Source organism: Gracilimonas sp., assembly GCF_017641085.1.
Classification (GTDB): Bacteria; Bacteroidota; Rhodothermia; order Balneolales; family Balneolaceae; genus Gracilimonas.
Genome location: NZ_JAEPPI010000003.1, coordinates 862,847 through 887,314, shown reverse-complemented (window position 1 = coordinate 887,314; position 24,468 = coordinate 862,847). Strand labels below are relative to the sequence as shown.

Sequence of the window (24,468 nt, the reverse complement as noted above, 5' to 3'; positions counted from 1 at the left end):
TGAGTGTTGGTTTTTACAGAGCCTTGAAGATAGGAAAAATATGATTTGAACTCATGTGTGGTTTGAGATTCGTTATTCGTTATTCGTTATTCGTTATTCGTTATTCGTTATTCGTTATTCGGTCTTTCGGTTCATGGGTGATCAAAACTTCTGCATTGAATGTACTTTATTCAATGTTCCTCTCCGGTTCTGCACATCTTTCGGTATTTACCGTTAGATTCAGGAAAAGCTAATATCATCTGCCGATTATGAAAACAATCCTGAATTACTTCTTCCGCGGAATGCTGGTCATATTACCCGTCAGTGCAACTGCCTATTTGGTTTACGCAACCCTGGTCTGGATTAATGACATTTTCAATAACCTGTTCTACAGCTGGTTTGATCTGGAGATACCCGGCTTAGGAATTGTTACCGGCTTCATAGCCATCACCCTTATTGGATTTGCGCTCACGCAGACGTTTGTGAAGCCCATCCTTCACCTGTTCGAAAAACTGCTCACAAAAACACCCTTCGTCAACATTGTATATAATTCACTGAAGGATCTCACGGAAGCTTTTGTAGGAGATAAAAAGAAGTTTACCAAGCCGGTGAGTGTGGAATTCAGTGAACCGGTTGGCATGAAGCGATTTGGGTTCATCACCGAAGAATCCCTGAAGCACTTCGGCCTGGAAGATGAAGTGGCTGTCTATTGTCCTCACTCCTATAATTTCTCAGGTAATCTATATATCGTCCCTAAGGATAAAGTTACCCCAATTAAAACCGACCCAACCAACTTTATGCGGTTTATCGTATCGGGTGGGGTGACTAAAATTCATTCTTAATCGACCGGCCTTGTCAGTTTCAGAATGGCTACAACCAAATTTATGCCTGTAATTAATACACTTCTTCGAAAGTGCGGTCGCCGGGTTTAACATTACGCTTCATTTCGTCCCAGTCCCAATCGGCAGGATCCATATCGGCATAGTCGCCTTTTAATACGAGGTAATCTTTAAAGCCTTTCTTGGCCAGCATCTTGTAGATTCCGGCTTCCATGCCCTTGATTCCACAAATATAAATCAATGTGTTTTGCTGGCTTAGGATGGGATCCAGAATCTTTTCCTCATCTTCGATGGCTGTTTGTACATAATACTTCGAGCCATCCGGACGGCGGTCTTCCCGCGATATCTTAGCGATATAGTGAAAATTATCGTTCTCCTTTTCCGTCTCCATAAAGTAATCGGGGTAAATCAGGTCGGTTCGATAAGCTGCACCGAAAACAAGGGCAATTTGATTCTCCATCCCCGCTTCCAACATTTCCATAATCATCCCTCTGAATGGAGCGATGCCGGTTCCTGTAGCAAAAAACACGTAGTTGAAATCCTCCGGATTCTCAGGCAGTAGAAACCGTTTTCCGGATGGACCGGTTGCTTTTACTTTATCTCCGGGCTTTAAGTCGGCCAGGTAATTGGAGCAAATACCGGTGTACAGTTTTCCATCCAGCTCTTCAATAGTTCGCTTTACCGTAGTGGAAACCAGGTTAGATTTACCACCCTCTCCTTTTGTAGGAGAAGAAACCGAATATAGACGAAGCTTATGCGGACGCCCTTTCTCATTTTCTCCCGGTGGCAGAATGCCAATCGACTGACCGATCCGAACTCGCCCCTCCAGTTCCGTTCCTGACACGTCGAAGGTGATATGCCTTACAAAATTCGGGCTGCTCTCTTTGGTACATACATAGTTCTCAACTACGGTAATCTCGGTGGGATCTTTAGGTGAGTAAATGTTTAATTCAACTTCAGGTAGTACGATTTCCGGCATATTTCTGATTTCAGTAAGAGTAAGTAAGGTTCATTATGGATTAAACAAAAAAATCCCGCACCGGTTAAGTGCGGGAATCTTAAAATAGGACTTTTTTAGATTAGAAATAAAACGTGAGTCCTGCTGAAATCACATTACCGCTGAATTCTTTATTAGACAAATCATCGCTTCCATCTAAGAACAGATAACGGTAATCAACATTCAAAGCTGCCGATTCGGAAAGTGCTACATCAGCACCAAAGCCCAAATGATATCCTATTTTCACTTCAGCATCATCACCCGGGTTTACAAAGCCACCGTCATAATCATAGAAGGTGTAGTAAGCACCCAGTCCGGCTAATCCATAAGGAGCCAAGTTCTCTGCCAATGGGGCAAATACTAATAAAGAACCGGTTACCGGTACCTGGCGAACGGTTAGCTCGCTTCCGCCTGTGGTTGTATAGCTTTGCTCTCCTCTGTACTCCAGAGAAAATTCAGCACCTACATATTTCCCTTTTGTTCGGGACTGAAGGCCGATAAACATAGTTCCGTCTTCAGCATCAGGGGCTTTATAAAAACCAATCTTTGGTCCAATACCGGAAGAGTTTTCGATCAGGTACTGCTGAGCCGTAGCCTGTGTTAGCAGTGTTGAAATTATTATTAAAGAAAAAAGTGATAGTAATTTTTTCATTACAAGTTGTTTAGTTGTTTCTATTCACTACCTGTAAAGAAAATTAAGAAGAAAATGTTCCCTTAAAACCTTCTTACTTATTGATTACTAATGCGATAGCGGATCAGTTCATCAACGGTGGGTCGTGCTCCCCGCTCTTCTGTCAACCTCTCAGCGAGTGTGTGGGTGACCCCGATGTTTCTCATCCGGATCAGGTTTTCCTGGGTAAGTTCTTCCATCGTATAACCTAAATCCATCATATTGCTGGTAAAGAACGCTGTTACATCGGCTCGGCGCAGATCAATCAAGTCCTGAACCGTGAGTTCATAGCCCAGCTCGGCCATCATACGGGTGAAGGTGCTGCTTACATCTGCGTCCTGAAGCTCCACCAACTGCTCCAGTGTTACATCAGGGTATCCGGCATCTCTGATTTGCGAGGTGTAGGTAGCTGTAACTCCTTCTGCCCTCAGGGCGATGAGTTCTTCATGCGTAAGAGTTCCGTAGCCCATCTCTTCCATCCAGGCTCCCATTCTATTCAGCAAATCTTCATTTGGCTGATTGAATTCCTGAACGATGTTATCCAGTGGATTTAAATCTATGCCTGAAGAATTAAACTGCGAGCCGGCATAAAAAGTAAGTGTGGCTATAAATGCGAAAAGCAGTATATAATTGGCAATTTTTGAGCTTGACTTGCTACCGGATGAAGAGGAGATTTCATCAATATCGAATTGCCCGTCTTGTTCCAGATCTTCTAAATCGTTTCGAAGGTTTTTGAATTTTGTACTCATAGTATTTGCCCATCTTTATTTCGGACTAACCTACGATAAAATCCCCGAAAAGATGCACAAAAAGTTATCAGGGAACCAGCTCTAAAGACCGGGTCAATTCACCAATCGTAAAGGGCTTGGAGATAAGATCCACACATTCGGTTGCTTTGGCGCGCTCGTAATTTACCTTATCGGAGTTTCCGGTCAGGTAGATCACTTCCGTGGTGATGTGCTCTTTGATTTGAGTGACAGCCTCAATGCCATCCATTTCTCCTTTAAGGCGAATGTCCATCAACACAATATCCGGTTGATGCTCTTTGGCTAACTCAATGGCTTCATCTCCGGAGGCAGCCTTGCCCACCAACGTATGGCCAAGTTTCTTGATCATGTTCTCAACGACCAATGAGATAATCATGTCGTCTTCTACAATAAGTATTTTCTTATTTGCCGATTCAGTCAATGTTTCGTCCTTTATGCTTTTTGTATAGTCATTGCTCATAAAGTTAAGAGTAATGAGATTAACAAATGTTACTAATCTTAATAATCAGGTACCGTAAAGAAAATAATATCCTTCGTGATACCAGATTTCTGAACTAACGGGCTCTCATATCTACCAGGAATCCTTCTTCTATATCCACATACGCTATCCAGCCGTTAAAGGCTGAATTTCCGCTGTATGACACAGGGATTGCCCAGCATGTACGAATTTCCAGTTGTTGTTCACTCTCATTTTCTATCGGCAGGTACACCCGCTCGGGCTTCCCGCTGATATCATCTTCCTGCACTGTATAAATTACTTCCTCTCCGGTAAAACGACGCATATCAATCTGCCATCCTACCATTCCGGATTGTACTTCCTCGTATCCAAAGTTCACAAAATCAGGGCTTTCAAAATCGGAATACCAATTCCCCCAAATTCTGCTTACTCCCTCTGCATCTGCAACAACCGTGATATCGGTTCCAACTACTTTATTTGAATCTATCCTCTGCTCAGCAAAAGTGATTTTCAACTCTATCGGTACATTGTTAAGACCGGGGCCTTCACAGATGGTACATCCATTTATCGGCAATAATTCTGTAATCATAAGTTTTGAAGTATCATTTACCCCGGTATAGGTGCTATTATTTAGCAAAGCTGCTTTTGCCGCCGTAATAAGGGAGTCTGTTTGATTAATTTCAACCCGCACAACGTCCCGGTTTGCGCAGGGACTTTCTCCATTTTTAAAAAATATTTCACTATATCCGGTGAACCCATACTTGTTGAGTGTTGAACAAATGTGGCCGTCATTAGCGGCTTGATACTCCTGATTCATCTTATCAAGTTCAGATAACTCAATAGCCGGAAAGGTGGTGGGATAGTCGGAAGCTTCTTCATCCACGGTGAGCAAATTGCAGGACACCATGCTCATAAAAAGAACAGTGAATAAAACTGATGATATTGTTTTTTGCACGTAAAAAGCCTGTCTGTTGATAATTAAAATTACCAAAATTAGATACTTGAAACAACATATTAGCCGGGCTGAAAATTAATTTATTCCAACTTTAAAGCCTTTATATTTTGGTATGAGTAAAGAAAGAAACGTCTGTATTATTGGTTGCGGAGTAAGCGGATTAAGCGTTGCTAAACTTCTTCAACAACACAATTGGAAGGTCACAATACTATCGGAATCTGATCCAAGAATAGCCCGGAACGACCCTACCTTCAGCAGCCTGTTTCCGGCTGCTTCGGTGATTCCCCGCAGTGTCAATTCCGCTGAAATTGATTCCATATTCAAAGAAAGCCTCTCCCATTTTGATGCACTATATGAACGGCAATTCCCCGGGTTGAAAGTTCACGAACACTTCGAGCTTTTTGCTTTCGTGAAAGACTGCCCCGGCTACGCCCAATACATGGAAGGCTTCTCTCCTCTTGAAGAATTTCGGGATTCTTTTCACCCCACACATTCCAGAATTGCCATTCAGGCGGGTTGGAAATTCAACTGCTATTTCTGCGATTGGTCACTGTACTACCCGGCCCTTTTGAATTCGGTACTTAAGGCCGGAGCCGAGCTTCAAATTCAATCACTGGAAAAAGAAGATTTAAAGGGTCTTCCTTTCGATATCGTTATAAACTGTTCCGGACTTGGGTCTGTAGAACTCTTTAATGACCCCAATGGACTTCTATATCGCGGGCATCTTCTTCAAATTTTAGACGCTCCCATTTTGAAGAGTCCCAATGGAGATATCGTTTCTTATAATTTTTCACAGGGAACAGAAATCTACCATACGGAATCAGGGAATGCGCAGGATGTTTATTTCTATCCCAGAAGCGATGGTTGGATTTTGGGGGGGAGTCGACAGGAAGGACGGTTGGACAAACATGGAAAATGGACCGGAGAACAAACCATCTCCCCAAATAAGAAAATTGACGGCATTGTAATTCCCGAACAGATGTACACTCTTCATAAAGATATTCTGCAGGAAAGCTTTGGGATGGAAATCGACCGATTCACCAAAAGAAAGGTGAAGATTGGCTACCGGTATCTTCGTAAAAATGAAGATGGATTACGACTTGAAGCCGAACAAATGCACAACAGGCTTTTCATCCATAACTACGGGCACGGAGGCGCCGGGGTAACCCTAAGCTGGGGGTGTGCAGAAAAAGTTCTGCAATTGCTTCAGAAGAATGTCAGCTGATACTTTTGGTTTTATAATTCAGCCAATGTCCTCGTATCAACAGCAAGCTGCCCACCAATGTAACCCCTGCTTCACCGTAATCTCCAAGCTGGTGATTAAAAAACCAGGCTACAAATATGATGGCAAGCCCCACGAATAAATAACCGGAGATAGATTTAAGGTTCTTACGGTTTTTGACAGACAAAATGACCGCCGGGGCTATTGCCAGAAAAAACACCAGGTGCGTGTATTCGTGAAAGTTATCCAGGGTAGGCCACAGTGGAATCAGCGAAACAAAAACCGGCACCAGCAAACAATGGATGGCACATAAACCGGACAAACCTATGCCCAACCGATCCCAGAACCCTTTTGATAAATTTATGATTTTCTTCTGCATGAAATACTTTTCCTGAGTCACATTAGGCACAACCGGAGCAATATCCGGAAACCATTCCATTGAAATTTTCGGCCATGTAACCCTCGGGCAGCTTAATCTGAATTTCCCGGGTCAGGCATTCTACCTTCCCACAGTTCTTGCACCGAAAATGGAAATGATCGTGGCTGTGATCGTTCTTTTCACAGTTTTCACATAAAGCGAAATACTGTTTCCCGTTTTCCCCGATTACACGATGTACCAATCCGTCCTCATAAAACCGGTTTAATACCCGGTATATCGTAGCCCTGTCCACTTCGATGCTCAGGGCTTCTTCGATCATCTGATGACTCATGGCCGAATCGGCTGCCTTCAGTGTTGATAAGATTTCCGTACTTGATTGTGTTTTTCTTCTCGGCATATTTCTTTATTGCGACTAAGTTGCAATAATACGACTTATTCCACTTCCAGGCAACACAACAGTTTGTGTCTCTTCCGGTTATTTGAATATGACCGAGCAATCATTCATACTTTCATGGTGATAAATGAAGTAAAAGAATGTCTGTGCTTCTTCCTATCATCCCCTTGATGTGATACCATTCAAATTCAATGTTAGCTAATAACAATTCCTCCAAGCTATGAAGACCTTCCTATTTTCTGCTTTTTTACTCGCATTCATTATCCTGAATGCCTGCACTACTCAAAACCAATCCGATCAGCTTCTTCTATCCGGCCTCCATGTTATTGATATAGAAACCGGTGATATCGCTGAAAATCATTCCATACTTATTGAAGGAAACGCCATTAAGGATATTTTTGAAGATGGAAGTAAAAATACTGAGGGCGCGAGATCGGTCTCCATGCAAGGTAATTTTGCCATTCCGGGCTTGTGGGATATGCACATTCATTTACGCGGTGGGCAGGATCTTATCGGTTCAAACAAAGAAATGCTGCCTCTTTATATGGCCAACGGAGTTACAACTGTTCGGTATGCCGGTGGTGACTTAACCTCCTCTATTTTTGAATGGCGATCTGAAATTAAGGCTGACACGCTGACCGGACCCTATATCTATACATCGGGGCCAAAAATTGACGGGCCCGATCCAACCTGGGAAGGCTCCATTGAAGTGCAGAGTAGTGAGGATATCACCCAAGCTCTCGACTCTCTTCAATCCATGGGTGTCGATTACATAAAGATCTATGAGAGCACGTTAAGTGGCGAGGCTTACCTGGAAATTATTCGTCACGCTGAGGAACGCGGGCTTACCGTTACGGGCCATATGCCTATGAGCATTTTTATTGATGATACCATTACGGCCGGCTTGGATGGAATTGAACATCTCTATTATGTTTTAAAGGGCACTTCTGACCGGGAAGGAGAAATCACCAGTAAGGTGTATAATGGTCAGCTTGGGTTTTGGGATGCCGTAGCTGAATTGAAAGACAGTTATAACGAAGATACCGCCCGTGTTTTTTATCAGACATTAGCCGATGAAAATGTATATGTGGTACCTACTCTTCATATTGATGATGTTCTGAGCTTTCTTCAAGAAGAAGATCACTCGGGGGATGAGTACTTGCAATATATTCCTGATGACATCCGCCAAACATATCAGCGCCGGGTTCGCTCGGCACAGCGAAGAGATGCTGAAGCCATACAGTTTGAGAAAGAGCTGAATGACCTTTTCAAAAAAGTAACCCGCGATATGCAACAAGCAGGTGTGAAGTTATTGGCAGGCTCGGATGCGGGAGCTTATAATTCGTATGTATATCCGGGAATATCGCTCCACCGTGAATTGGAAGCTTTTGTGAAATCAGGAATGACTCCGTTGCAGGCCCTTCAGGCCTCTTCATATAATGGTGCTCATTTCTTTGGTGATTACGGACGGGTTGGAAGTATCGATGCCGGTAAAAAAGCAGATTTGGTTATTCTGAATGCCAATCCATTATCCGATATACGCAACACTACGAATATTCACGCTGTTGTTTCCAATGGAGAGCTTTTGACGTCCGAATCTTTGAACGAGTTGCCCCAAACTCAAGACTAACCATCACCCCATTACTAATACTGATTGGGGCTCACGAACCGCTTAACATCCTCTTTGCGTTTTTTGCGGTGTTTGGTATCTCTACCGGAGACTCGTTCTCTCCACATTTTAAAGCTGGAGCGTTTCATTTCGGAGCGCATCAGCTCAATAGTTTCATCTTCGGTAAGGCCAAACTGAAATTCGATAGCATCAAAGGGAGTTCGGTCTTCCCATGCCATTTCTATAATTCTGCTTTTGTCGGATTGAGTTAGGTTACTGAAGTCTGCCATGGTTTATGCTTTTGTCAGCAATACAATTTAGACGGTCATTTCAATCCATACTGAAGCAAAATATATCCTTAGTTGAGAAATCGGCTTCATGGTTTCCAATATCAATTGCTGTTCCATACTTTTGAGCTCAACGTTTTGCGATTAACCGTGTAACCCTTACTCCTTTTTTAAGATGATCAGACCATACATTTTAGCTGAGACCAACTGGAAGAACCTGAAAGATGCCAACTTCGAGCTCGCCATCCTTCCCTGGGGCGCAACCGAGGCACATAATTACCATCTACCCTACGCTACCGATGTCATTGAAGCAGATCATATCGCTGCAGAATCGGCCCGGCTGGCATGGGAGCAAGATGCCAAAGTCATCGTTCTGCCAACTATCCCTTTCGGGGTGAACACCGGACAATCCGATATTTACCTTGATATGAACCTAAACCCAAGTACCCAGGTTACCATTCTTAAAGATGTGATCACGGTATTAAACCGTCAGGGAATTCATAAACTATTGATCCTCAACAGCCATGGAGGAAATAACTTCAAACCGATAGTAAGGGAACTTGGGCTGGAATTTCCCGACATGTTTCTTTGCGTGGCCGATTGGTTTAAATCGCTCGACAAAAAGCAGTTTTTTGATGAAGATGGAGATCATGCCGATGAACTTGAAACCAGTTTACTCTTACATCTCAGACCCGAATTGGTTTTATCACTCGATGAAGCAGGTCCGGGCAGTGAACGAAAGAGCAAAATAAAAGCACTGACAGAAGACTGGGCATGGGCTGAACGGCCATGGTCTCAGGTAACCGACGATACCGGAATAGGTAATCCAAAAAAAGCTTCTGCCGAAAAGGGCGAAAAGTATTTCAAAGCGGTTACCCAAAAAATGGCCGGGTTCATGATTGAGCTCGCCCGGGCAGATAAAGACGATTTATATGAATAAAATTACCGCCGGTCTCCGAAAATTCGCAACAAGAAAATAAACATGTTAATGAAGTCGAGGTACAAGGCAAGGGCTCCCATAATAGCGCCTTTACTTCCCTCCTCGGATTCTACATCCACTTCCAGGCTCATCTTTTTCATCTTCTGTGTGTCGTAGGCAGTCAATCCCACAAAAACCAGCACACCGATGTAGGTTATGCCCCAGTAGAGCATCTCACTATGAACGAATATATTCACAACGGTGGCAATGATAATCCCAATCAGCCCCATAAAGGCAATATTACCAATGCTGGAGAGGTCCTTTTTGGTGAAATACCCGTAGGCGCTCGTCACCCCGAATGTACCAGCTGTTATAAAAAACGTTGAAGCAATAGAAGCCGAGGTATAAACCAGAAATAAAATAGAGAATGTGAGCCCGTTTAGCGCGGAGTATAACAAGAAAAGCCCGATAGCCATGCTTGCATTCATACTATTGATTCTTCCTGACAACCAAACTACCAGACCCAGTTCAGCTATAATAATGCCGAAAAACAAAATCTGGTTTTGTGCCATGGTTTCCACAAAGCCGGAATCGACTACCCTCAAGGCCACAAATCCGGTTATGGCAAGGGCAAGGGCCATCCAGCCATAAACTTTATTAATGAAACTGGATTGTATTGATTTTACCTGTTCTGCTGTTAGATGCTGTGTATTCATTGCTGCTTTTAATAAAGAATTAGTTCAGTTACTATTCACCTGTGATAACAAGTTCACAAAACCTTCAAAAATAAATTTTATTGTGCGGGTGAAAATACTAAAACTTCTTGCCGTTTGTGTACTCTGTGTACTAATAATTACAGGTTTAGTTTTTTTATTTAAATGGATTATCTAACAAAAAAAACTGAGGTTACTATGAAAAAGAATATGGGTTCTGCTGATAAAATTATACGCTTTGTTTTAGCGATTATATTTGTTGCTCTTTACTTCACCGGAACGGTTACCGGCACATGGGGCATCGTATTATTGGTACTAGCCGGAGTATTTGTGCTTACAAGCCTGGTAAGCTTCTGCCCTTTGTATGCACCATTTGGGCTAAAAACATGTAAGACATCGGTGGAGTAAAACAACTACATCACATGAACTGATCCAAATCAGCATAAAAAAGGGCGCATTTGTGCGCCCTTTCTGATATATCTATGTATACATGAATTAGGTTATCAGGTACCGAACCAGTAGCTCAGTTTCACGAGAAATACATTGGTTGGTTTGGCACTGAACAGGCCATCCAGATCTCTGCCGAGATCGAAATTACCCATTCTAACAAAATCATCCCGCTGTTGCTGCCACACAAGAAACAGAGTTGATCCCGGGGCATATTCCCATCGGAATACCGCGTTACCTTGTACTGAGCGGAAGTTAAAATCCGGATCACGGAAATTAAAAGCCGGCGAACCTCCTGCTCCATCGGGATCTACGGAGTACTCGTCTCCTGCCTTGCTGATGGTTCCCTTATCTTCACCATAGCGGTCAAAATTATAGGTTCGCGGTTCAGCAAATTCCTTAAAGTGCGTGTATTCACCGCTGGCTATAAACGGACGCACATAAGTCTGTAAACTCATGGTAGGCGAGAAGGTCCAGTTTACCCTTACACTGGTCATAAAACTTCGCTGCTTTATATCCGCAAATACATACCGGTTGCCATAGGTGGAGGTAGCGTTGACATCTTGAACTTTGGTCACGTACTGATCCGTATCCCGCTGATAACCAAACTCCGGGGAAACCGATATTTGAATAAATGTGGTAGGCAGAAAGGTAACCCCCATCCAAATATTATTATCAAATTCACCGGAAACATCCTGTCGCTGAAAAGTGCCAAAATGAAACGACACATCTTTATTTTGATTGGTACTCAGGTTCAGATTAAAATTCCAGTCTCTCGGCCGCTCCATTACAGGGCCACCACGGGTGGTGCGATCCATTAACTGATCACCGGATACATTTGCGTTGTAGTTGAACGTCCAGAGGTTATCAAAGCGCATGAAGCCGCCGGTTCCATACCAGTTGTTAATCATATCTCCATCATAATTCCAGGCATTCCCCTTAAACAACCATGTCTCAAAGTACTGCAACAACTTAGGATCAGTTTCCCGGAACACCACCCCTCCATTGATAGACCTGTAATCGGCTCGGTTTTGGAAGCCGATGTCGTTTGTCTCATATCCGGGAGAAACATCCGAATAGGTTAAAGAGGTCATCCAGTTATCATCTCCTCCTCTTTTCTGGATACTAATTTCTGTCGCAAAACCGGACAAGCTTGTATTATTTGGATTTACCGAAAGCTGATCCGAATCTACGCGGTCATAATGCCTGACCGGTGAAGTTTGGGCTCGCTGAATAGCTTCTTTTGAACCGTTTATCACACTATAGGAAAAAGCACCGCTGGTAATCCAGTTGCGGTCGTTGAAACTATGTTCAAAATCCACACCACCCAGATAGGCGGATGAGCGTAGGAAGTCCTCGAAGTAGGTTCCATCAATACTGCGGTTTACAGCGCTGGCAAAACCTCCGAAATAGGTGTTGCCTGAGTTAAAATCTTTCTTGGTTCGTGCCACCATATAGTTGGTGGCCGGTTCAACAGCAAAAGAGCTTTCATTTCCGGAAGGCGCCGTATATAGGGCTTCCTCTTCTAAAGTATAAGCGTCAAGAAAACCAATAGACCATCCGTTTTGGGTTTTTCCACTCACTTTGGCGGCCGCTGCAATGGTTGTAAAATCAGGACGATCTACATACTCAGCATTAACCCCGGCCCTGTTAGAACTGCCCTGTGGAGCCCGCCCTATTCTCCTGGAATAAAAGGTAACGGGATTTCCAAAGCGGCTGAATGTCTTGGTATTGCCAAATTGAAAGATATCATTCCCTTCAAGGAAAAAAGGCCTGCGTTCGGAGAAGAAGTTTTCATTGGCCGTTAAGTTGATAACGGCCGGATCGGCCTCCACCTGTCCGAAATCCGGGTTAATAGTAGCTGTGAGTGTAAGATCGGAAGTAAGTCCGTATTTGATGTCGCCACCAATTCCCGCACCTAATTCATTTCTGCTGTAGTAGGGATTATCAGTATTTAAGGAAGGAACCCGGGTTAAATCGGCCGAAACGTAAGGAGTAACCTCCAGCCTGCGCGGCTCCTTCAGGTTTTGAATGCCATTAAGTCTTCCAAACTTTGAAACAATACCGGTTTCGTTCTGTGAGGTAGGTGCCCAGAAGGATATTTCGCCATTACGGGCAATCCTTCTCTGAAAATTAACCCCCCACGATTGCTCTTCATCGTTAGAGCTGAAGCGCAACTGTGAAAGGGGAATTTTCATCTCTGCTGACCAGCCGTTTTTTAAAATCTTTGTTTCTGCCTGCCAAACAGCATCCCAAAGCTGATCCTCATCAGTATCATCATAAAGCAGGATATCTTTTTGTACACCCCGTGGATTTATTGCAAAGGTAAAAGCCGTTCTTTTGTCGTTGTAGCTGTCAAAGAGTACATAAACCCAGTCGCTGGCCTCATCACCATCACGCCGAAAAAGTGGGGCATTAATGGAATCCGGAGCCGAGTCGTAGGCCATAATTCCTACAAATATATATTCATCGGTATATAGCAGCTGAACCTCTGTATTTTCAGAAGCCGCACTGCCATCGTCCGGCGCGCGCTGCGTGAATTGAGTTGCAATCGGGACGTTCTTCCAAATAGACTCACTTAAAAGTCCGTCTAACACAATTTCATTTTCACCATCAATCCTGATGGCCTGCATGGCAGGATTATCTACCGTTCCTCTTCTTACATCATCTGTTTTAATGGCAATGGTGTCTGTTTGTTTTTGATAGGAAGTCTGTGCAAACAAGTTGACACAAAGACATACCATTGCCATAGTAGTATATACGCGCTTCATAGTTTTGGGGATTTTTAAAGAGGAGTCCTATCCCTGCAAGCCTCTTGGCTTAAATGGCTTACAGCTCCAGTTATGGTTTCAACCTTTAGACGATTTGATTCTAAAAAGGTTGCTGTAAAAAATTATTTTTTACGAATTGAAATATCTCCATGCAATGTTTTGAACAGAAATTCGGGTCCGCCTCCATTCACTTTCCCAAATATCCATTTGTTCACGGCCACACGGTACTCTCCGTCTTTGGTATTCACTTCCGGTTTGGAAGAAGTCCGGTCGATCTCCATATCGAAATTGGTGTACACATCGCCCCACTCCGTTTTCATTTTTGCGGTGAATTTGGCATCCGCCGGAAAGGATACTTCGATATCTCCATTCACCCCGGTAAAAGACATGGGTGCGTTTGCGGTAATCTCATTGAAATCAATTTCAATGTCGCCGTTTACGCTATTAACCAACACCGTACCAGAGATGTCACTTAGCTCTACATCACCATTCACGGCACTAATTTCCAACTCACCCGAAAGCCCGGATACCGTTACATCACCCTGTACCGTATTCAGCTTAAGAGAGAAGTTTCTTGGAACGTAGATGATCATTTCCAGATCATCATTTGGCATTGGGCCGGTGTTTACCCGTACCTCGTTATTATCTTCGGTTACTTCAATACCTACCCCTCCGCCTGAAATTCGGCGCATGCCGTTTCTCATAGCATCTCTTTCGTCATCGGCATGATCACTGTCATAATTCACAATTACATTATTCTTGTCGTGCGCTCTGATCTCAACTTCATCGGAGAAGTTTGCCGCCACAATCAGTTTTCCGGGTTCACCGGGATTCGATAGCGGTATTTCCAGGTTATTCTGAGCAAGGGCCGGGATGGAAATAAGGCCAACAGTAAGGATGAAAAGCAATTTTTTAAATGATCTATACATGATTTTTCTCTTTATGATTTTCTTTGTTTGATATAAGCGTTTCCATTTAAAAGACGGAACCGCAGTTCAGGACCGCCTTCGCCAATTTGAATAGGAGATGTTTGCTCGATGCTGTACCGGGTTGTCCCATCCTGACTTTTATTTACCCGGTTAGGCAAGTATTCAATATTGTTGAAGTCGGTATATAGTTCACCGTGTAAACTTTTGAAGGTTACAACAGCAGACAAATTTTTTGGTGCGTACACTTCGATGGTACCATTCACCGTATGAAATTCAGAATCTTGTTCGGGGGCCTCCGCAAATTCAACCCGGATATTACCGTTCACGGTGTTGGCATCCACTTTGCCGGCCGCATCATTCACAAAAACACTTCCGTTTACATTATTCGCTTTTACCCCCGTAGTCATACCGGAAACTACAACCTCCCCGCCGTTGATGGTTGAAATCTCTGACATGAGATAGTGCGGAATTTTAAGCTGAAGATTAAATTCAAAATTCAGCCGGTCATCATCTCCATACCTGTTTTTCTTTCTTCTTTGATAATTGTAATGGAGTTTGTCCCCTTCGATCTTTACCTCCATTCCGGGTTGATGTACAAATATGAAAATACTGTTGTCCCCATCAAGCCGGTCCAGGTAAATCTCATCGGGATTAAAATCACCGATTAACCTCGGCTTACTTGTGACTATTTTTGTTCCTGTGATAATGATTTCATCTCCATCATACCCTTCAGCATTTAAATCCCCGTTAATATTCTTCATATGAAAGAAGGTCTCTGCATTAAACTCTGAGGCCGGTATTTTGATTTCGATATCTTCCTGTGCCCGTTGGGATGAAACCGATGTCTGGGCTTCAGCTGAAGTGCTCACCAAAAATATCCCAAGTAACAATAATGTCTTCATAATCTCTCTCACATTAGCGCAGCTATACTGCTTTCCAGTTTTTGTTGAACCGTAAAATCAAGGTCACGTTCTTCGATCAGGCGTCTGAATTCAGGGGCAGAATTTCTCAGCTCCAGCTCCAGCATAGCATCGGCCAGCTCTACAATCACAATGGGTGATTGTTGTTTGGCTATGGCTTTCACCAATCCTTGCCGTACCCGTTCATTACCACCCCATCGCTTTAAAGCTTCAATAGCCTGAACCCGAACATTTACGCTAGGGTCGTTATTCAGTGTAAACAGCAATGCATGAATAGCCTCTGAATCAACAGAAGTCATTTCACTGCTGATGGTAACCGCTTTAAGCCGGTCGGCAGCTGAAGCCCCTTCCAGCATATTCACCATCATCATTTCGCGCATATCCTGCACCTGCTGGCTAAGCTGATCAATTTCGGAGTCACTGCTATTTAGTTGTGAACCGATGAAACCACCGATAACCAGCAACACTAACCCATACGCTAGTCGTGGCATGGTAAGCTCTGCGATAAATTGCTGAATCTGATTCTGCGCTATCTTCAACCAGGGCTCTTTAACGGATTGCTTTTCCTTCTCCAACATTGTGTAGAACTTCGAACTCATTTCCTTTCCGGGAGCCGGGGCAGATATAGAACCCAGGTCTTCGTGCAGTTTCTCGAGCTCACGAAACTCCATAAAGTCGATAGTGCCGTTGGCAATCAGCTCTTCCACCTGTGTCTTGCCGGCATCATCCAGATTCCCGGCCAGGTAGTCGGCTATTAATTGTTCGTGTTGTTCATTCATGGCTGCATTCCTCATTTAAGGTATTTACCAAATCTTTTAATTCTTTCATGGCCCTAAACATTTTTACTTTAATCGCCCCTTCGGTAGTATCCAGAATATCGGCGATTTCTTTGTACTTCAAGCCTTCAAAACGGCTCAATACAATAATCTCCCTTTTATCTTCATCAAGACGGCTCAGTGCAATTTCAAGCAGTTCCTTTTTCTCTTTTTTATTGACCACTACCTTCGTTTCTTCCTGCTCCACTTCCAGTCGTTCTTCATCAATTTCTACCGGAATTCCTTCCCGCTGCTGCTTTCTGTAATGATCGATGTGAGCGTTCCGGGCAATACTGAACATCCAGGTGGTGAACTTACCGTCGCCGGTATAAGTGTCCCGGTATTTTAACATGCGCTCAAAAACAGACTGAACCAGGTCTTCACAAAGCTCTGCTTCTTTACACATCCGGTAGAAAAAACTGAATAACGGTCGATTATATCGCTCAAACAACAGCCCCAACTTATCCAGGTCACCGTTCTTTACTTTCATCATCAATGCCTTATCCGAAGTTGAATCCACCGTGTAAATTTCCCGAGCTTTATGTTTTCAACCTTATACACTGATGATAATAGAAAAGGTTACATATTTATTTTCGTTAATCGGAAATCGTTATTCGTTCTTGGTCGCCCTCTCGATTGGAAGTTTGGATATAGATTCAGCAAATAACGAAAATTTTATCATTTAAAATTCATAATTCTAAAGCCGAGTTCTTATTTTCAGCGTCTTAATTTTGAAACGAATATCATCAATGAGCGATACTTCTATTTTTAGTTTTTTAGCGAAGCAACTGAATTTTTCACCTAAGCAAATCAGTACCGTAGCCAAGTTTTTAGATGAGGGAGCTACGGTCCCTTTTCTGGCCCGATACCGTAAGGAAGCCACCGATGGACTGGATGAGGAACAAATCCGCGCTATCCGGGATGGCTTAGAGACCCAGCGAACACTCGAAGCCCGTAAAGAAACGGTTCTTAAATCCATCAAAGAGCAGGATAAACTTACTCCTGAGCTGGAAGAGCAGATCAAAGCTTGCACCGACATTACCACGCTGGAAGACATCTACCTTCCCTATAAACAAAAGCGTAAAACCCGGGGTGATAAAGCCAAGGAAAAAGGATTAGAGCCATTGGCTCAGCTTATCTGGGATCAGAAAATTGAGAAAGGTGATCCGGTTGAATACGCCAGGGAATACATCGATAAAGAAAAAGAAGTAGAGACAGTTGAAGATGCCTTCGGCGGAGCTACCGACATCGTAGCGGAATGGATCAACGAAAGCCTGGAAGTGCGGGAAATGCTGCGAAAGGTATTCGCTGAGCATGCCAATATCGTTACTAAGAAAAACCCGGCGATCAAAGACCGAACGAATTACGAAGATTATTACGAGTTCTCCTACCGTGCCAGCAAAATGAAGCCTTACCAAATTCTGGCCATCAACCGCGGCGAAAAGGAAAACGTCCTGTTCGTAAATGTGGAACTTTGGGAAGAACGAACGCTCGAGAATATTGACGACCTGGTGATCAACAACGACCTGAGTATTTTCACGGAATACCTGCAGGATGCTGTAGAAGATGCTTACAAACGCCTGTTGTTCCCATCACTGGAACGGGAACTAAGAAGTGAGCTTACCGACAAAGCCGATGAACATGCTATCGAAACCTTTGCAACCAACCTTGGCAACCTGCTTATGCAGCCCCCGCTCGACAAAAAAGTAGTAATGGGCATTGACCCCGCTTTCCGAAGCGGTTGTAAAGTCGCTGTAGTGGATGAGCATGGAAAATACATGGAAGGAACCACCACCTACCCAACTCCTCCACAGAAAAAAGTAGCAGAAGCAGAAGCTGTTTTCGAAAAGCTGATTGATAAGTACGGGGTGAGCCTGATCGCCATCGGTAATGGAACTGCCAGTCGCGAGACCGAGCAGATTGTGGCCGACTTCCTCCAAAAACGAAAAGAGAAACACCCTGATGAAGAACTTCACTACCTGATTGTGAATGAAGCGGGAGCATCGGTCTATTCGGCCTCTAAAGTTGCCCGGGAGGAATTCCCAGAGCTGGATGCTGCACAACGTGGAAACATCTCCATTGCCCGACGGGTTCAGGATCCATTGGCGGAGTTGGTAAAAATTGATCCAAAATCGATTGGGGTCGGTTTATACCAGCATGATGTGAATCAGAATCAGCTGGCCGGCAAACTGGACGATGTGGTTGAAAGTTGCGTGAATGAAGTTGGGGTGAACCTGAACACGGCATCTGCTCCTTTGCTGTCTCACATCTCCGGATTAAGCAAACGGGTGGCTACCAACATCGTGAAACATCGGGAGGAAAAGGGGATTTTTATGGACCGCGAGCAAATTCGTGGTATTGACGGTGTAGGTGATTTCCGCTTCCAGCAGGCGGCCGGATTCATGCGGATTCCCGAGTCCACGAATCCGTTGGACAACACCGCCATTCACCCCGAAAGTTATGAGGCTGCTGAGAAGCTTTGTAATCTGTTTGGCATCAATCTCGAAAACCTTTCTTCAGAGAAGGATAAGATTGCATCCAAATTCAAAAATGTGAACCTCGGAGAAACAGCTGAGCAAATCGGCGTTGGGGTTCCTACCCTGGAGCTGATTATAGAAAACTTGCAGAAACCGGGACGTGACCCTCGTGAAAACCTTCAAAAGCCGTTACTTCGCACCGATGTGATGAAGATGGAAGACCTTAAAGCAGGTCAGAAACTGGAAGGTACCGTTCGGAACGTAGTTGATTTCGGAGCGTTTGTAGATATCGGAGTTAAACAAGACGGACTGCTTCACATCTCTAACATGGCCGAAAACAAGAAGATTGAAGACCCTCATGATGTGGTAAGTGTTGGAGATATTCTGAGTCTTGAAATCATTACTTTGGACCTGGAACGAGGTCGGATTGGGCTAAAACTCGTTAATGGTTAAATCGTTATTCGTGAATTGTTTCCCAACGAATAACCATTAACTGTTAACGAATAACGAAACTAAAAACATGGACAAAGCACAGCAGCTCGAAAAACAATACCACTTCCAGGTGTACAACCGCCTGCCCGTTACCCTCTCTCATGGAAAAGGAGCATTACTTTGGGATACCGAGGGAAACGAATACCTCGATGCTTTTGGCGGATTGGCTGTGAATAACCTCGGGCATGCTCACCCCAAAATAGTTGCTGCCATTAAAGAACAGGCCGACAAGCTGCTGCATGCCTCCAATTTCTTTTACAATGAGCCTCAGAGTCTGCTGGCTGAAAAACTGGCAACATTGTCCGGTTTAGACCGGGTTTTCTTTTGTAACAGTGGTGTGGAAGCCATGGAAGCCTGTGTAAAAATGGCTCGAAAGTGGGGTAAGAAAAACGGAAAGTCCGGGAATGTCGTTACTCTCAGTGAAGGGTTTCACGGGCGGTCGGTGACTACCATCGCGATGGGAATGCCCAGCTATCGGGAGGGATTTGACCCCATGCCCACCGGATTTGATCAGGTTCCATTTAATGATTTTGAAGCCCTGAAAGCTACAGTAGATGAAGATACCATTGCCATAGGATTTGAAACCATACAAGGCTCCGGCGGGGTGAATGTAATTGACGGTGAATTCCTGAAAAAAACCCGGCAGCTTTGCGATGAACTTAACATCCTTATGATTATAGATGAGGTACAATGTGGGATCGGTCGCTCCGGGAAGTTTTACGCCTACCAGCATTTTGATGTAATGCCTGATATTGTTGCTACCGCAAAGGCATTGGCGGGTGGAATTCCCATTGGAGCCGTTTTGGCAAAAGAAGAAGTGGCTTCAGCACTGGGATTCGGTGATCATGGCACTACATTTGGCGGAAATCCTTTTGCCTGCCATGTTGCCAATGCAGCACTGGACGCCATTGAAGAAGAAGGACTCACCGAACAAGCAGCAGAGAAAGGCGCATTTATGATGAAGCTGCTCAAAGAGAAGCTATCCGGGTATCCTTCTGTTAAAGATATACGCGGACTCGGGCTTATGTTAGGGGTGGAACTCGACCGCCCCGCCCGGCCTGTTATAGATAAAATGTTTGAGCATAACGTACTTGGCAATGCTGCTCATGGAACCGTTGTAAGGTTCCTTCCGCCTCTGGTCATCACCAAAGAACAAATTGAGCGTATTGTGGATGAGCTGGTTTGGGCTTTGGAAGAAACAGCTTAGTTGAATAAGGAAAAAACTGTTTCTACAGAACATGTTCAAATAAATCCGGGTAATTCGAAAATCATGTGAATCAGGGTTCAAAAACAGTGATTCTTACCCCGGCAGACTAATCTTCCCTAAATGAACTTTTTCTTCCGTAACCCCCGGAATAGAAAATCCTTCTCCGGCCACTAACTCATTGCCAAAAAAGGCCATCATGGCAGCTTCTTTGGCATCGACTGAAATTCCCAGGTCTTCTATATCCTTGAATGTTGCATTGGGGTTTCGCTCTTTCAGATCATTCATCAACGTTTTGTTGTGAATGCCTCCTCCACTTACAAAACACTCAAACTCCTGATCACCGACTATCTCATCAAAGGCCCGGCTGATACTTTGCGATGTGACCGCCGTTAGCGTAGCCACAAGGTCTTCCTTCGCAAGTTCAATGCCATGCCCTTCCATCAGGTTTTCGGTGAATTCCAGCCTGAAATCTTCCTGACCGGTTGTTTTTGGAAATGCTTTTCTAAAATAAGGTTCAAGCAAAATATACCTAACCAGTTCGGAATGAACAGTTCCGGATGCAGCCACTTTACCTCCTTTGTCAAAAGGCTGATCAAAATATTTTTGCATGGCCTCATTGATGAGTGTGTTGGCCGGGCCGGTATCGCTGGTCAAAATTGGGTCCCCGCTTTTATGGGAAGGCAACCAGGTAAAATTGGCGATCCCTCCCAGGTTCAGCAAAAGCCGGTGCTTCTCCGGATGACGAAAAAGCACTTCATCAAATATACCAGCCAGCGGCGCACCTTCTCCCCCAACAGCGGTGTGTTTCTGTCGAAAATCGGAAATAGTGATAATTCCTGACTTATGAGCAATATGATCTCCATCTACAATCTGAAGGGTGGCATGTTCTTCGCCCTCACTTTGGGCAGGGGCATGATATATGGTTTGGCCGTGGCTGGCAATCAAGTCAACATCTCCAGGGTCAATATCCCAGTCATTCAGTGAATCCAAAATGCAGGAAGCATATCGTCCGGCAAGTTCGGTATGCAGAATGGTTAATTCCCGGGCAGGTACCTGTTCCTTTGATTGAATAGCACGAATTCGATCTCGCAAAGGAGTTGAATATTCCTTTGTTGTGAACTTTATCACTTCAATCTTTGAATTACTTCCCGATCCGTACACCTTACACAAGCATATATCCAGTCCGTCCAGAGAAGTGCCGGACATCAACCCTACAATGAGCCGTTCCGGTTTCCGGGAAATTTCCCACAGTTTTGCCAAATAATTATTCATAGATTTAGGCTGAATTTATAAGCAAGAACCTACGGAAAATGAGCGAACCTACCGAAGACGAAATTAAAGCTTTTATTGAGGATGTAGAATTCCTTATTCAAACCCTGAGAGACAGTTTTGAGTCGACCGATGCACAATTTTTCATCGACGAACACAACGATATTCTATATGTGAAGCTGGAAGGATTGAATGACTACGAAGAGCATGAAATTGAAGAAATTGCAGCTCCGGTTTTAAGTGAACTGGACCTGGATTTTGAAGAAATTATTATACTTCCATTGTAATCAGAACGGCTGAAAAAGCGCTTTTTTCTTAATTTTTTGATACCTTCTAAAACAGTTTATTTGCGACAATCCCAATAGCATTATCCTATGAAATCAAGCAATTCCGGATATACCATGAGCTGCATTATGTGCGGCCGTGAAAATGACGAGAGAGAAACCAGCACCTACTGCACGCATTGCGGAGGCGTTCTGGATATTGAGTACAACAAATCCGAAAAGCACATTCAGTATCCGCTGAAAGAGATTTTACCGGATCCTCTCAAGAACCATTATACATCGCTGAAGAAGCTCGATCGTCTTTCCGAGAGATATGATGCTGAACTGTACGCCAAGCTTGAATTTGAACATCCCACCGGATGCTTTAAGGACCGGGGAAGTTATATAGAAGTGCAAAAAGCCCTGGAGCTGGGTGCTGATGCTATTTGCCTGGCCTCTACCGGAAATATGGCTGCATCAGTGGCTGCCTATGCCTGTTATTTCAAAATTCCTTGTTTCGTGTTTGTGCCGGAAAAAACGCCTGAAGTAAAACTGGCCCAGGCTACCATTTATGACGCGACTATCATCAAGATTAAAGGTGATTTTATGGCATGTGAGAAACTGTGTCGTGAGTTTGCCAAATCCGGAAATTACTACCTTGCCGGGGACTATGTTTTCCGTCAGGAAGGACAAAAATCATTCTCCTATGAGCTGTACGAGCAGGGTGATACTGAATTTGATTACATCTTTGTACCCATTGGCGCCGGAACCAATTTTGCTGCCATCTACAAAGGCTACAAAGAGATGAAGGCAGCCGGGATGATTGAAAAAATCCCAAGCTTTATTGCAGTTCAACCCGAACAAAGTTCACCGGTGGTGGAAGGGATTTTTAAGAAGGATAAAATCGTCAAAGAACAGGTAAATACCATGGCGGATGCCGTGGCCGTGGCCGACCCGCTGGACTTCTACAAGGTATTCCGCGGAATTGAGGAAACGGACGGACTTGCCTTTACCGCAACCGAGAATGAATTGCTCGAATCGATGCAAGAAATGACCGTTGAGGAAGGTTATTTCACCGAACCGGCTTGTGCCATTCCGCTTGCCACCTTCAAAAACAACCTGGATCAATTTAAAGGAAAGAAATGCCTGTTCGTGCTCACGGGTACCGGGCTCAAGAGTTCACATATCGTGGCCAAATACTCTCTCTCCTCTCCGGTACTCCCACCAAACCTCGAACGCATTCAGCAATATATTGAGTCCGGATTTATTGACATGCAAAAGAACAGCTGGGGTCAATCACGTAACACAGGCTTTGAGAACGTCAATATGGACGAGGGACATACCAAGCTGTATGATGAGTATGTGAATAACATCAACCGAAAAGGGAAAACCCTTAAAGAGGAAGAGATTAAGGTACTTCGCTCATTGGTTTATAATGAGGATGCGGATCTCGAGTACCCGGTTGAAGTAGTGGATTACAAGCTTACCATGCGTAAACACGGACTGGTAAGTGCAGCCGTGAAGTTGAAAATTGAAGACAAAGACGAGATCATTTCCCTTGATCAGGGTGTGGGACCCATTGATGCCATTCTAACCGCTATCAAATCCGAAACGGATGGGTTTCTTCCGCTTGAAGTCATAAATCACGAAGTGGAAATCCTGAGTCCGGATACCGACTCTCTGGTAATTGTAACCCTGACCCTTGAGAAAGAAGGACATCGCTTTACTTCTAAGGGAGCATCCCCAGATACCCTGGAAGCCGTAATTCAGGCGTTTGTGAAAGGATTGGCAATTGCGAATAAAGCTCTGGCAGTCTGAAAAGTGTTAAAGTGTTTACGTTTCTATCCATGATCGTAAACACTTTAACACGTTATCACATGACTACCGAAGGGCTTCTTCTAATTCCAGGGAAGCGTTACTTCCTTCATCTCTGTACTTCACGATAATCGGGCAAGCCATGCTGAGGCCATTTTCTTTAGCCCAATCGTTACTCACCGGACGTGTTCCCGGAATAACCACTGCATTTTCAGGAATAGCTGAACCACGCTCCAGAACTTTCTCATTCACCGTATCATAAACAGGAACGGCTTTGGAAAGCGTAACACCGGGTGCAATAACGGCTCCTTTCTTCACAAGAATTCCTTCCACTATCACTGAACCAGCCCCGATAAAACAATCATCTTCGATGATCACCGGATTCATCCCGACAGGCTCTAATACTCCACCTATCTGTACTCCGGCTGAAATGTGTACATTCTTCCCAATCTGGGCACAAGAACCCACGAGAGCATGGCTATCAACCATTGAACCTTCATCCACATAAGCACCAACATTGATATAAGCAGGCGGCATAATGATTACACCGGATGAAACGTAGGCCCCTCTGCGAACGGATGAACCACCCGGAACCAAACGCACACCGTCCTCAGGACCAAAATACCGGGGAGGCAGGTTGTGTTTATCTACAAACCCCTCATAAATGCCTTCATAGGAAGTATTTTCACCGTCTTTAAAAGAGGCCAAAATGGCTTCTTTCACTTCAACATTTGCCTCCCAGCCATTTTCGGTTTTGTTGGCTGCTCTTACAGTTCCTTCTTCCAGTTGATCTAAAATATCTTCGTAACTCATTCTATAGTTTTGATTATTGAATTCATTGATTGCGACATTCCAAGCAGTCTTTAAGATCTTCGC

At 44.1% G+C, this 24,468-nt stretch carries 25 protein-coding genes; 9 read left to right on the top strand and 16 right to left on the bottom strand.

The window, feature by feature from the left end; genetic code table 11:
• Positions 1-248: 248 nt before the first annotated feature.
• Positions 249-821, top strand: coding sequence for a DUF502 domain-containing protein (locus JJ941_RS14895; RefSeq protein WP_290966936.1), 573 nt, complete (start codon positions 249-251; stop codon positions 819-821).
• 52 nt (positions 822-873) lie between these two features.
• On the opposite strand, the gene JJ941_RS14890 is transcribed toward JJ941_RS14895, so the two are convergent.
• The 5 genes from JJ941_RS14890 to JJ941_RS14870 form a co-directional block, all read right to left on the bottom strand.
• Positions 874-1,797, bottom strand: a complete 924-nt coding sequence (locus JJ941_RS14890) for a hypothetical protein (protein WP_290966933.1) — start codon at positions 1,795-1,797, stop codon at positions 874-876.
• A gap of 100 nt (positions 1,798-1,897) precedes the next feature.
• The gene (locus JJ941_RS14885) at positions 1,898-2,467 is read right to left on the bottom strand and encodes an outer membrane beta-barrel protein (protein WP_255134916.1); all 570 of its coding nucleotides are present in this window, start codon (positions 2,465-2,467) and stop codon (positions 1,898-1,900) included.
• A gap of 77 nt (positions 2,468-2,544) precedes the next feature.
• Positions 2,545-3,234 carry a hypothetical protein gene (locus JJ941_RS14880; RefSeq protein WP_290966929.1) on the bottom strand — a complete coding sequence of 230 codons (690 nt, stop codon included), beginning with the start codon at positions 3,232-3,234 and terminating at the stop codon, positions 2,545-2,547.
• A 67-nt stretch (positions 3,235-3,301) separates the two neighbouring features.
• Positions 3,302-3,712: a response regulator gene (locus tag JJ941_RS14875; RefSeq protein WP_290966926.1), complete on the bottom strand. Its 411-nt coding sequence runs from the start codon at positions 3,710-3,712 to the stop codon at positions 3,302-3,304.
• A 94-nt stretch (positions 3,713-3,806) separates the two neighbouring features.
• Positions 3,807-4,664: a hypothetical protein gene (locus JJ941_RS14870; RefSeq protein WP_290966924.1), complete on the bottom strand. Its 858-nt coding sequence runs from the start codon at positions 4,662-4,664 to the stop codon at positions 3,807-3,809.
• 112 nt (positions 4,665-4,776) lie between these two features.
• Between JJ941_RS14870 and JJ941_RS14865 the strand changes: the two genes are divergently transcribed.
• Positions 4,777-5,889, top strand: coding sequence for an FAD-dependent oxidoreductase (locus JJ941_RS14865; protein ID WP_290966922.1), 1,113 nt, complete (start codon positions 4,777-4,779; stop codon positions 5,887-5,889).
• On the opposite strand, the gene JJ941_RS14860 is transcribed toward JJ941_RS14865, so the two are convergent.
• Together JJ941_RS14860 and JJ941_RS14855 are read right to left on the bottom strand one after the other, a co-directional pair.
• Positions 5,882-6,325 carry a MerC domain-containing protein gene (locus tag JJ941_RS14860; protein WP_290966919.1) on the bottom strand — a complete coding sequence of 148 codons (444 nt, stop codon included), beginning with the start codon at positions 6,323-6,325 and terminating at the stop codon, positions 5,882-5,884. The genes JJ941_RS14865 and JJ941_RS14860 overlap by 8 nt on opposite strands.
• Positions 6,288-6,662: a transcriptional repressor gene (locus JJ941_RS14855; RefSeq protein ID WP_290966917.1), complete on the bottom strand. Its 375-nt coding sequence runs from the start codon at positions 6,660-6,662 to the stop codon at positions 6,288-6,290. The genes JJ941_RS14860 and JJ941_RS14855 overlap by 38 nt, the downstream gene beginning before the upstream one ends.
• A gap of 217 nt (positions 6,663-6,879) precedes the next feature.
• Here JJ941_RS14855 and JJ941_RS14850 point away from each other — a divergent pair, with 217 nt between their 5' ends.
• Positions 6,880-8,289 carry an amidohydrolase family protein gene (locus JJ941_RS14850; protein ID WP_290966913.1) on the top strand — a complete coding sequence of 470 codons (1,410 nt, stop codon included), beginning with the start codon at positions 6,880-6,882 and terminating at the stop codon, positions 8,287-8,289.
• A gap of 14 nt (positions 8,290-8,303) precedes the next feature.
• On the opposite strand, the gene JJ941_RS14845 is transcribed toward JJ941_RS14850, so the two are convergent.
• Entirely contained in the window at positions 8,304-8,558 is a 255-nt protein-coding gene (locus tag JJ941_RS14845; RefSeq protein ID WP_290966908.1) for a TIGR03643 family protein, read from the bottom strand.
• 175 nt (positions 8,559-8,733) lie between these two features.
• Between JJ941_RS14845 and JJ941_RS14840 the strand changes: the two genes are divergently transcribed.
• Complete coding sequence (locus JJ941_RS14840) at positions 8,734-9,495, top strand: creatininase family protein (protein ID WP_366069387.1); 762 nt, start codon at positions 8,734-8,736, stop codon at positions 9,493-9,495.
• Positions 9,496-9,497: 2 nt separating this feature from the next.
• Here the strand turns inward: JJ941_RS14840 and JJ941_RS14835 are convergent, their stop codons facing one another.
• Positions 9,498-10,190, bottom strand: coding sequence for a Bax inhibitor-1/YccA family protein (locus tag JJ941_RS14835; RefSeq protein WP_290966902.1), 693 nt, complete (start codon positions 10,188-10,190; stop codon positions 9,498-9,500).
• A 195-nt stretch (positions 10,191-10,385) separates the two neighbouring features.
• Between JJ941_RS14835 and JJ941_RS14830 the strand changes: the two genes are divergently transcribed.
• Positions 10,386-10,595 (top strand): DUF2892 domain-containing protein, encoded by a 210-nt coding sequence (locus JJ941_RS14830; RefSeq protein ID WP_290966899.1) that lies wholly within the window; start codon positions 10,386-10,388, stop codon positions 10,593-10,595.
• Positions 10,596-10,690: 95 nt separating this feature from the next.
• Here the strand turns inward: JJ941_RS14830 and JJ941_RS14825 are convergent, their stop codons facing one another.
• From JJ941_RS14825 to JJ941_RS14805, 5 genes are all read right to left on the bottom strand, one after another.
• A complete protein-coding gene (locus tag JJ941_RS14825) occupies positions 10,691-13,405 on the bottom strand; it encodes a DUF5916 domain-containing protein (RefSeq protein ID WP_290966896.1) in 2,715 nt (904 codons plus the stop codon).
• Between the two features lie 122 nt (positions 13,406-13,527).
• Complete coding sequence (locus JJ941_RS14820) at positions 13,528-14,334, bottom strand: DUF4097 family beta strand repeat-containing protein (RefSeq protein ID WP_290966893.1); 807 nt, start codon at positions 14,332-14,334, stop codon at positions 13,528-13,530.
• An 11-nt stretch (positions 14,335-14,345) separates the two neighbouring features.
• On the bottom strand, positions 14,346-15,236 hold the full coding sequence (locus JJ941_RS14815) for a hypothetical protein (RefSeq protein WP_290966891.1): 891 nt from the start codon (positions 15,234-15,236) through the stop codon (positions 14,346-14,348).
• Positions 15,237-15,244: 8 nt separating this feature from the next.
• Positions 15,245-16,033: a hypothetical protein gene (locus tag JJ941_RS14810; RefSeq protein ID WP_290966889.1), complete on the bottom strand. Its 789-nt coding sequence runs from the start codon at positions 16,031-16,033 to the stop codon at positions 15,245-15,247.
• Positions 16,026-16,562 (bottom strand): RNA polymerase sigma factor, encoded by a 537-nt coding sequence (locus JJ941_RS14805; protein WP_290966887.1) that lies wholly within the window; start codon positions 16,560-16,562, stop codon positions 16,026-16,028. The genes JJ941_RS14810 and JJ941_RS14805 overlap by 8 nt, the downstream gene beginning before the upstream one ends.
• A gap of 238 nt (positions 16,563-16,800) precedes the next feature.
• Between JJ941_RS14805 and JJ941_RS14800 the strand changes: the two genes are divergently transcribed.
• Together JJ941_RS14800 and JJ941_RS14795 are read left to right on the top strand one after the other, a co-directional pair.
• A complete protein-coding gene (locus tag JJ941_RS14800) occupies positions 16,801-18,999 on the top strand; it encodes a Tex family protein (RefSeq protein WP_290966885.1) in 2,199 nt (732 codons plus the stop codon).
• A gap of 67 nt (positions 19,000-19,066) precedes the next feature.
• A complete protein-coding gene (locus tag JJ941_RS14795) occupies positions 19,067-20,245 on the top strand; it encodes an aspartate aminotransferase family protein (RefSeq protein ID WP_290966882.1) in 1,179 nt (392 codons plus the stop codon).
• 93 nt (positions 20,246-20,338) lie between these two features.
• Here JJ941_RS14795 and JJ941_RS14790 read toward each other — a convergent pair whose 3' ends face one another.
• Entirely contained in the window at positions 20,339-21,517 is a 1,179-nt protein-coding gene (locus JJ941_RS14790) for an anhydro-N-acetylmuramic acid kinase (protein ID WP_290966880.1), read from the bottom strand.
• A gap of 38 nt (positions 21,518-21,555) precedes the next feature.
• On the opposite strand from JJ941_RS14790, the gene JJ941_RS14785 reads away from it, so the two are divergent.
• Both JJ941_RS14785 and thrC read left to right on the top strand, forming a co-directional pair.
• Complete coding sequence (locus JJ941_RS14785) at positions 21,556-21,801, top strand: hypothetical protein (RefSeq protein WP_290966878.1); 246 nt, start codon at positions 21,556-21,558, stop codon at positions 21,799-21,801.
• Positions 21,802-21,888: 87 nt separating this feature from the next.
• Positions 21,889-23,595: a threonine synthase gene (gene thrC, locus JJ941_RS14780; RefSeq protein ID WP_290966875.1), complete on the top strand. Its 1,707-nt coding sequence runs from the start codon at positions 21,889-21,891 to the stop codon at positions 23,593-23,595.
• Positions 23,596-23,658: 63 nt separating this feature from the next.
• Here thrC and JJ941_RS14775 read toward each other — a convergent pair whose 3' ends face one another.
• Positions 23,659-24,462 (bottom strand): 2,3,4,5-tetrahydropyridine-2,6-dicarboxylate N-succinyltransferase, encoded by an 804-nt coding sequence (locus JJ941_RS14775; protein WP_290967006.1) that lies wholly within the window; start codon positions 24,460-24,462, stop codon positions 23,659-23,661.
• Positions 24,463-24,468 lie beyond the last annotated feature (6 nt).

Coding starts and splice junctions, on each gene's coding strand:
- JJ941_RS14890 (WP_290966933.1), bottom strand. CDS start 1,797: ATGCCGGAAATCGTACTACCTGAAGTTGAATTAAACATTTACTCACCT.
- JJ941_RS14785 (WP_290966878.1), top strand. CDS start 21,556: ATGAGCGAACCTACCGAAGACGAAATTAAAGCTTTTATTGAGGATGTA.
- JJ941_RS14830 (WP_290966899.1), top strand. CDS start 10,386: ATGAAAAAGAATATGGGTTCTGCTGATAAAATTATACGCTTTGTTTTA.
- JJ941_RS14810 (WP_290966889.1), bottom strand. CDS start 16,033: ATGAATGAACAACACGAACAATTAATAGCCGACTACCTGGCCGGGAAT.
- JJ941_RS14865 (WP_290966922.1), top strand. CDS start 4,777: ATGAGTAAAGAAAGAAACGTCTGTATTATTGGTTGCGGAGTAAGCGGA.
- JJ941_RS14850 (WP_290966913.1), top strand. CDS start 6,880: ATGAAGACCTTCCTATTTTCTGCTTTTTTACTCGCATTCATTATCCTG.
- JJ941_RS14790 (WP_290966880.1), bottom strand. CDS start 21,517: ATGAATAATTATTTGGCAAAACTGTGGGAAATTTCCCGGAAACCGGAA.
- JJ941_RS14855 (WP_290966917.1), bottom strand. CDS start 6,662: ATGCCGAGAAGAAAAACACAATCAAGTACGGAAATCTTATCAACACTG.
- JJ941_RS14860 (WP_290966919.1), bottom strand. CDS start 6,325: ATGGAATGGTTTCCGGATATTGCTCCGGTTGTGCCTAATGTGACTCAG.
- JJ941_RS14895 (WP_290966936.1), top strand. CDS start 249: ATGAAAACAATCCTGAATTACTTCTTCCGCGGAATGCTGGTCATATTA.
- JJ941_RS14795 (WP_290966882.1), top strand. CDS start 19,067: ATGGACAAAGCACAGCAGCTCGAAAAACAATACCACTTCCAGGTGTAC.
- JJ941_RS14815 (WP_290966891.1), bottom strand. CDS start 15,236: ATGAAGACATTATTGTTACTTGGGATATTTTTGGTGAGCACTTCAGCT.
- JJ941_RS14820 (WP_290966893.1), bottom strand. CDS start 14,334: ATGTATAGATCATTTAAAAAATTGCTTTTCATCCTTACTGTTGGCCTT.
- JJ941_RS14875 (WP_290966926.1), bottom strand. CDS start 3,712: ATGAGCAATGACTATACAAAAAGCATAAAGGACGAAACATTGACTGAA.
- JJ941_RS14805 (WP_290966887.1), bottom strand. CDS start 16,562: ATGATGAAAGTAAAGAACGGTGACCTGGATAAGTTGGGGCTGTTGTTT.
- JJ941_RS14885 (WP_255134916.1), bottom strand. CDS start 2,467: ATGAAAAAATTACTATCACTTTTTTCTTTAATAATAATTTCAACACTG.
- thrC (WP_290966875.1), top strand. CDS start 21,889: ATGAAATCAAGCAATTCCGGATATACCATGAGCTGCATTATGTGCGGC.
- JJ941_RS14825 (WP_290966896.1), bottom strand. CDS start 13,405: ATGAAGCGCGTATATACTACTATGGCAATGGTATGTCTTTGTGTCAAC.
- JJ941_RS14880 (WP_290966929.1), bottom strand. CDS start 3,234: ATGAGTACAAAATTCAAAAACCTTCGAAACGATTTAGAAGATCTGGAA.
- JJ941_RS14835 (WP_290966902.1), bottom strand. CDS start 10,190: ATGAATACACAGCATCTAACAGCAGAACAGGTAAAATCAATACAATCC.
- JJ941_RS14845 (WP_290966908.1), bottom strand. CDS start 8,558: ATGGCAGACTTCAGTAACCTAACTCAATCCGACAAAAGCAGAATTATA.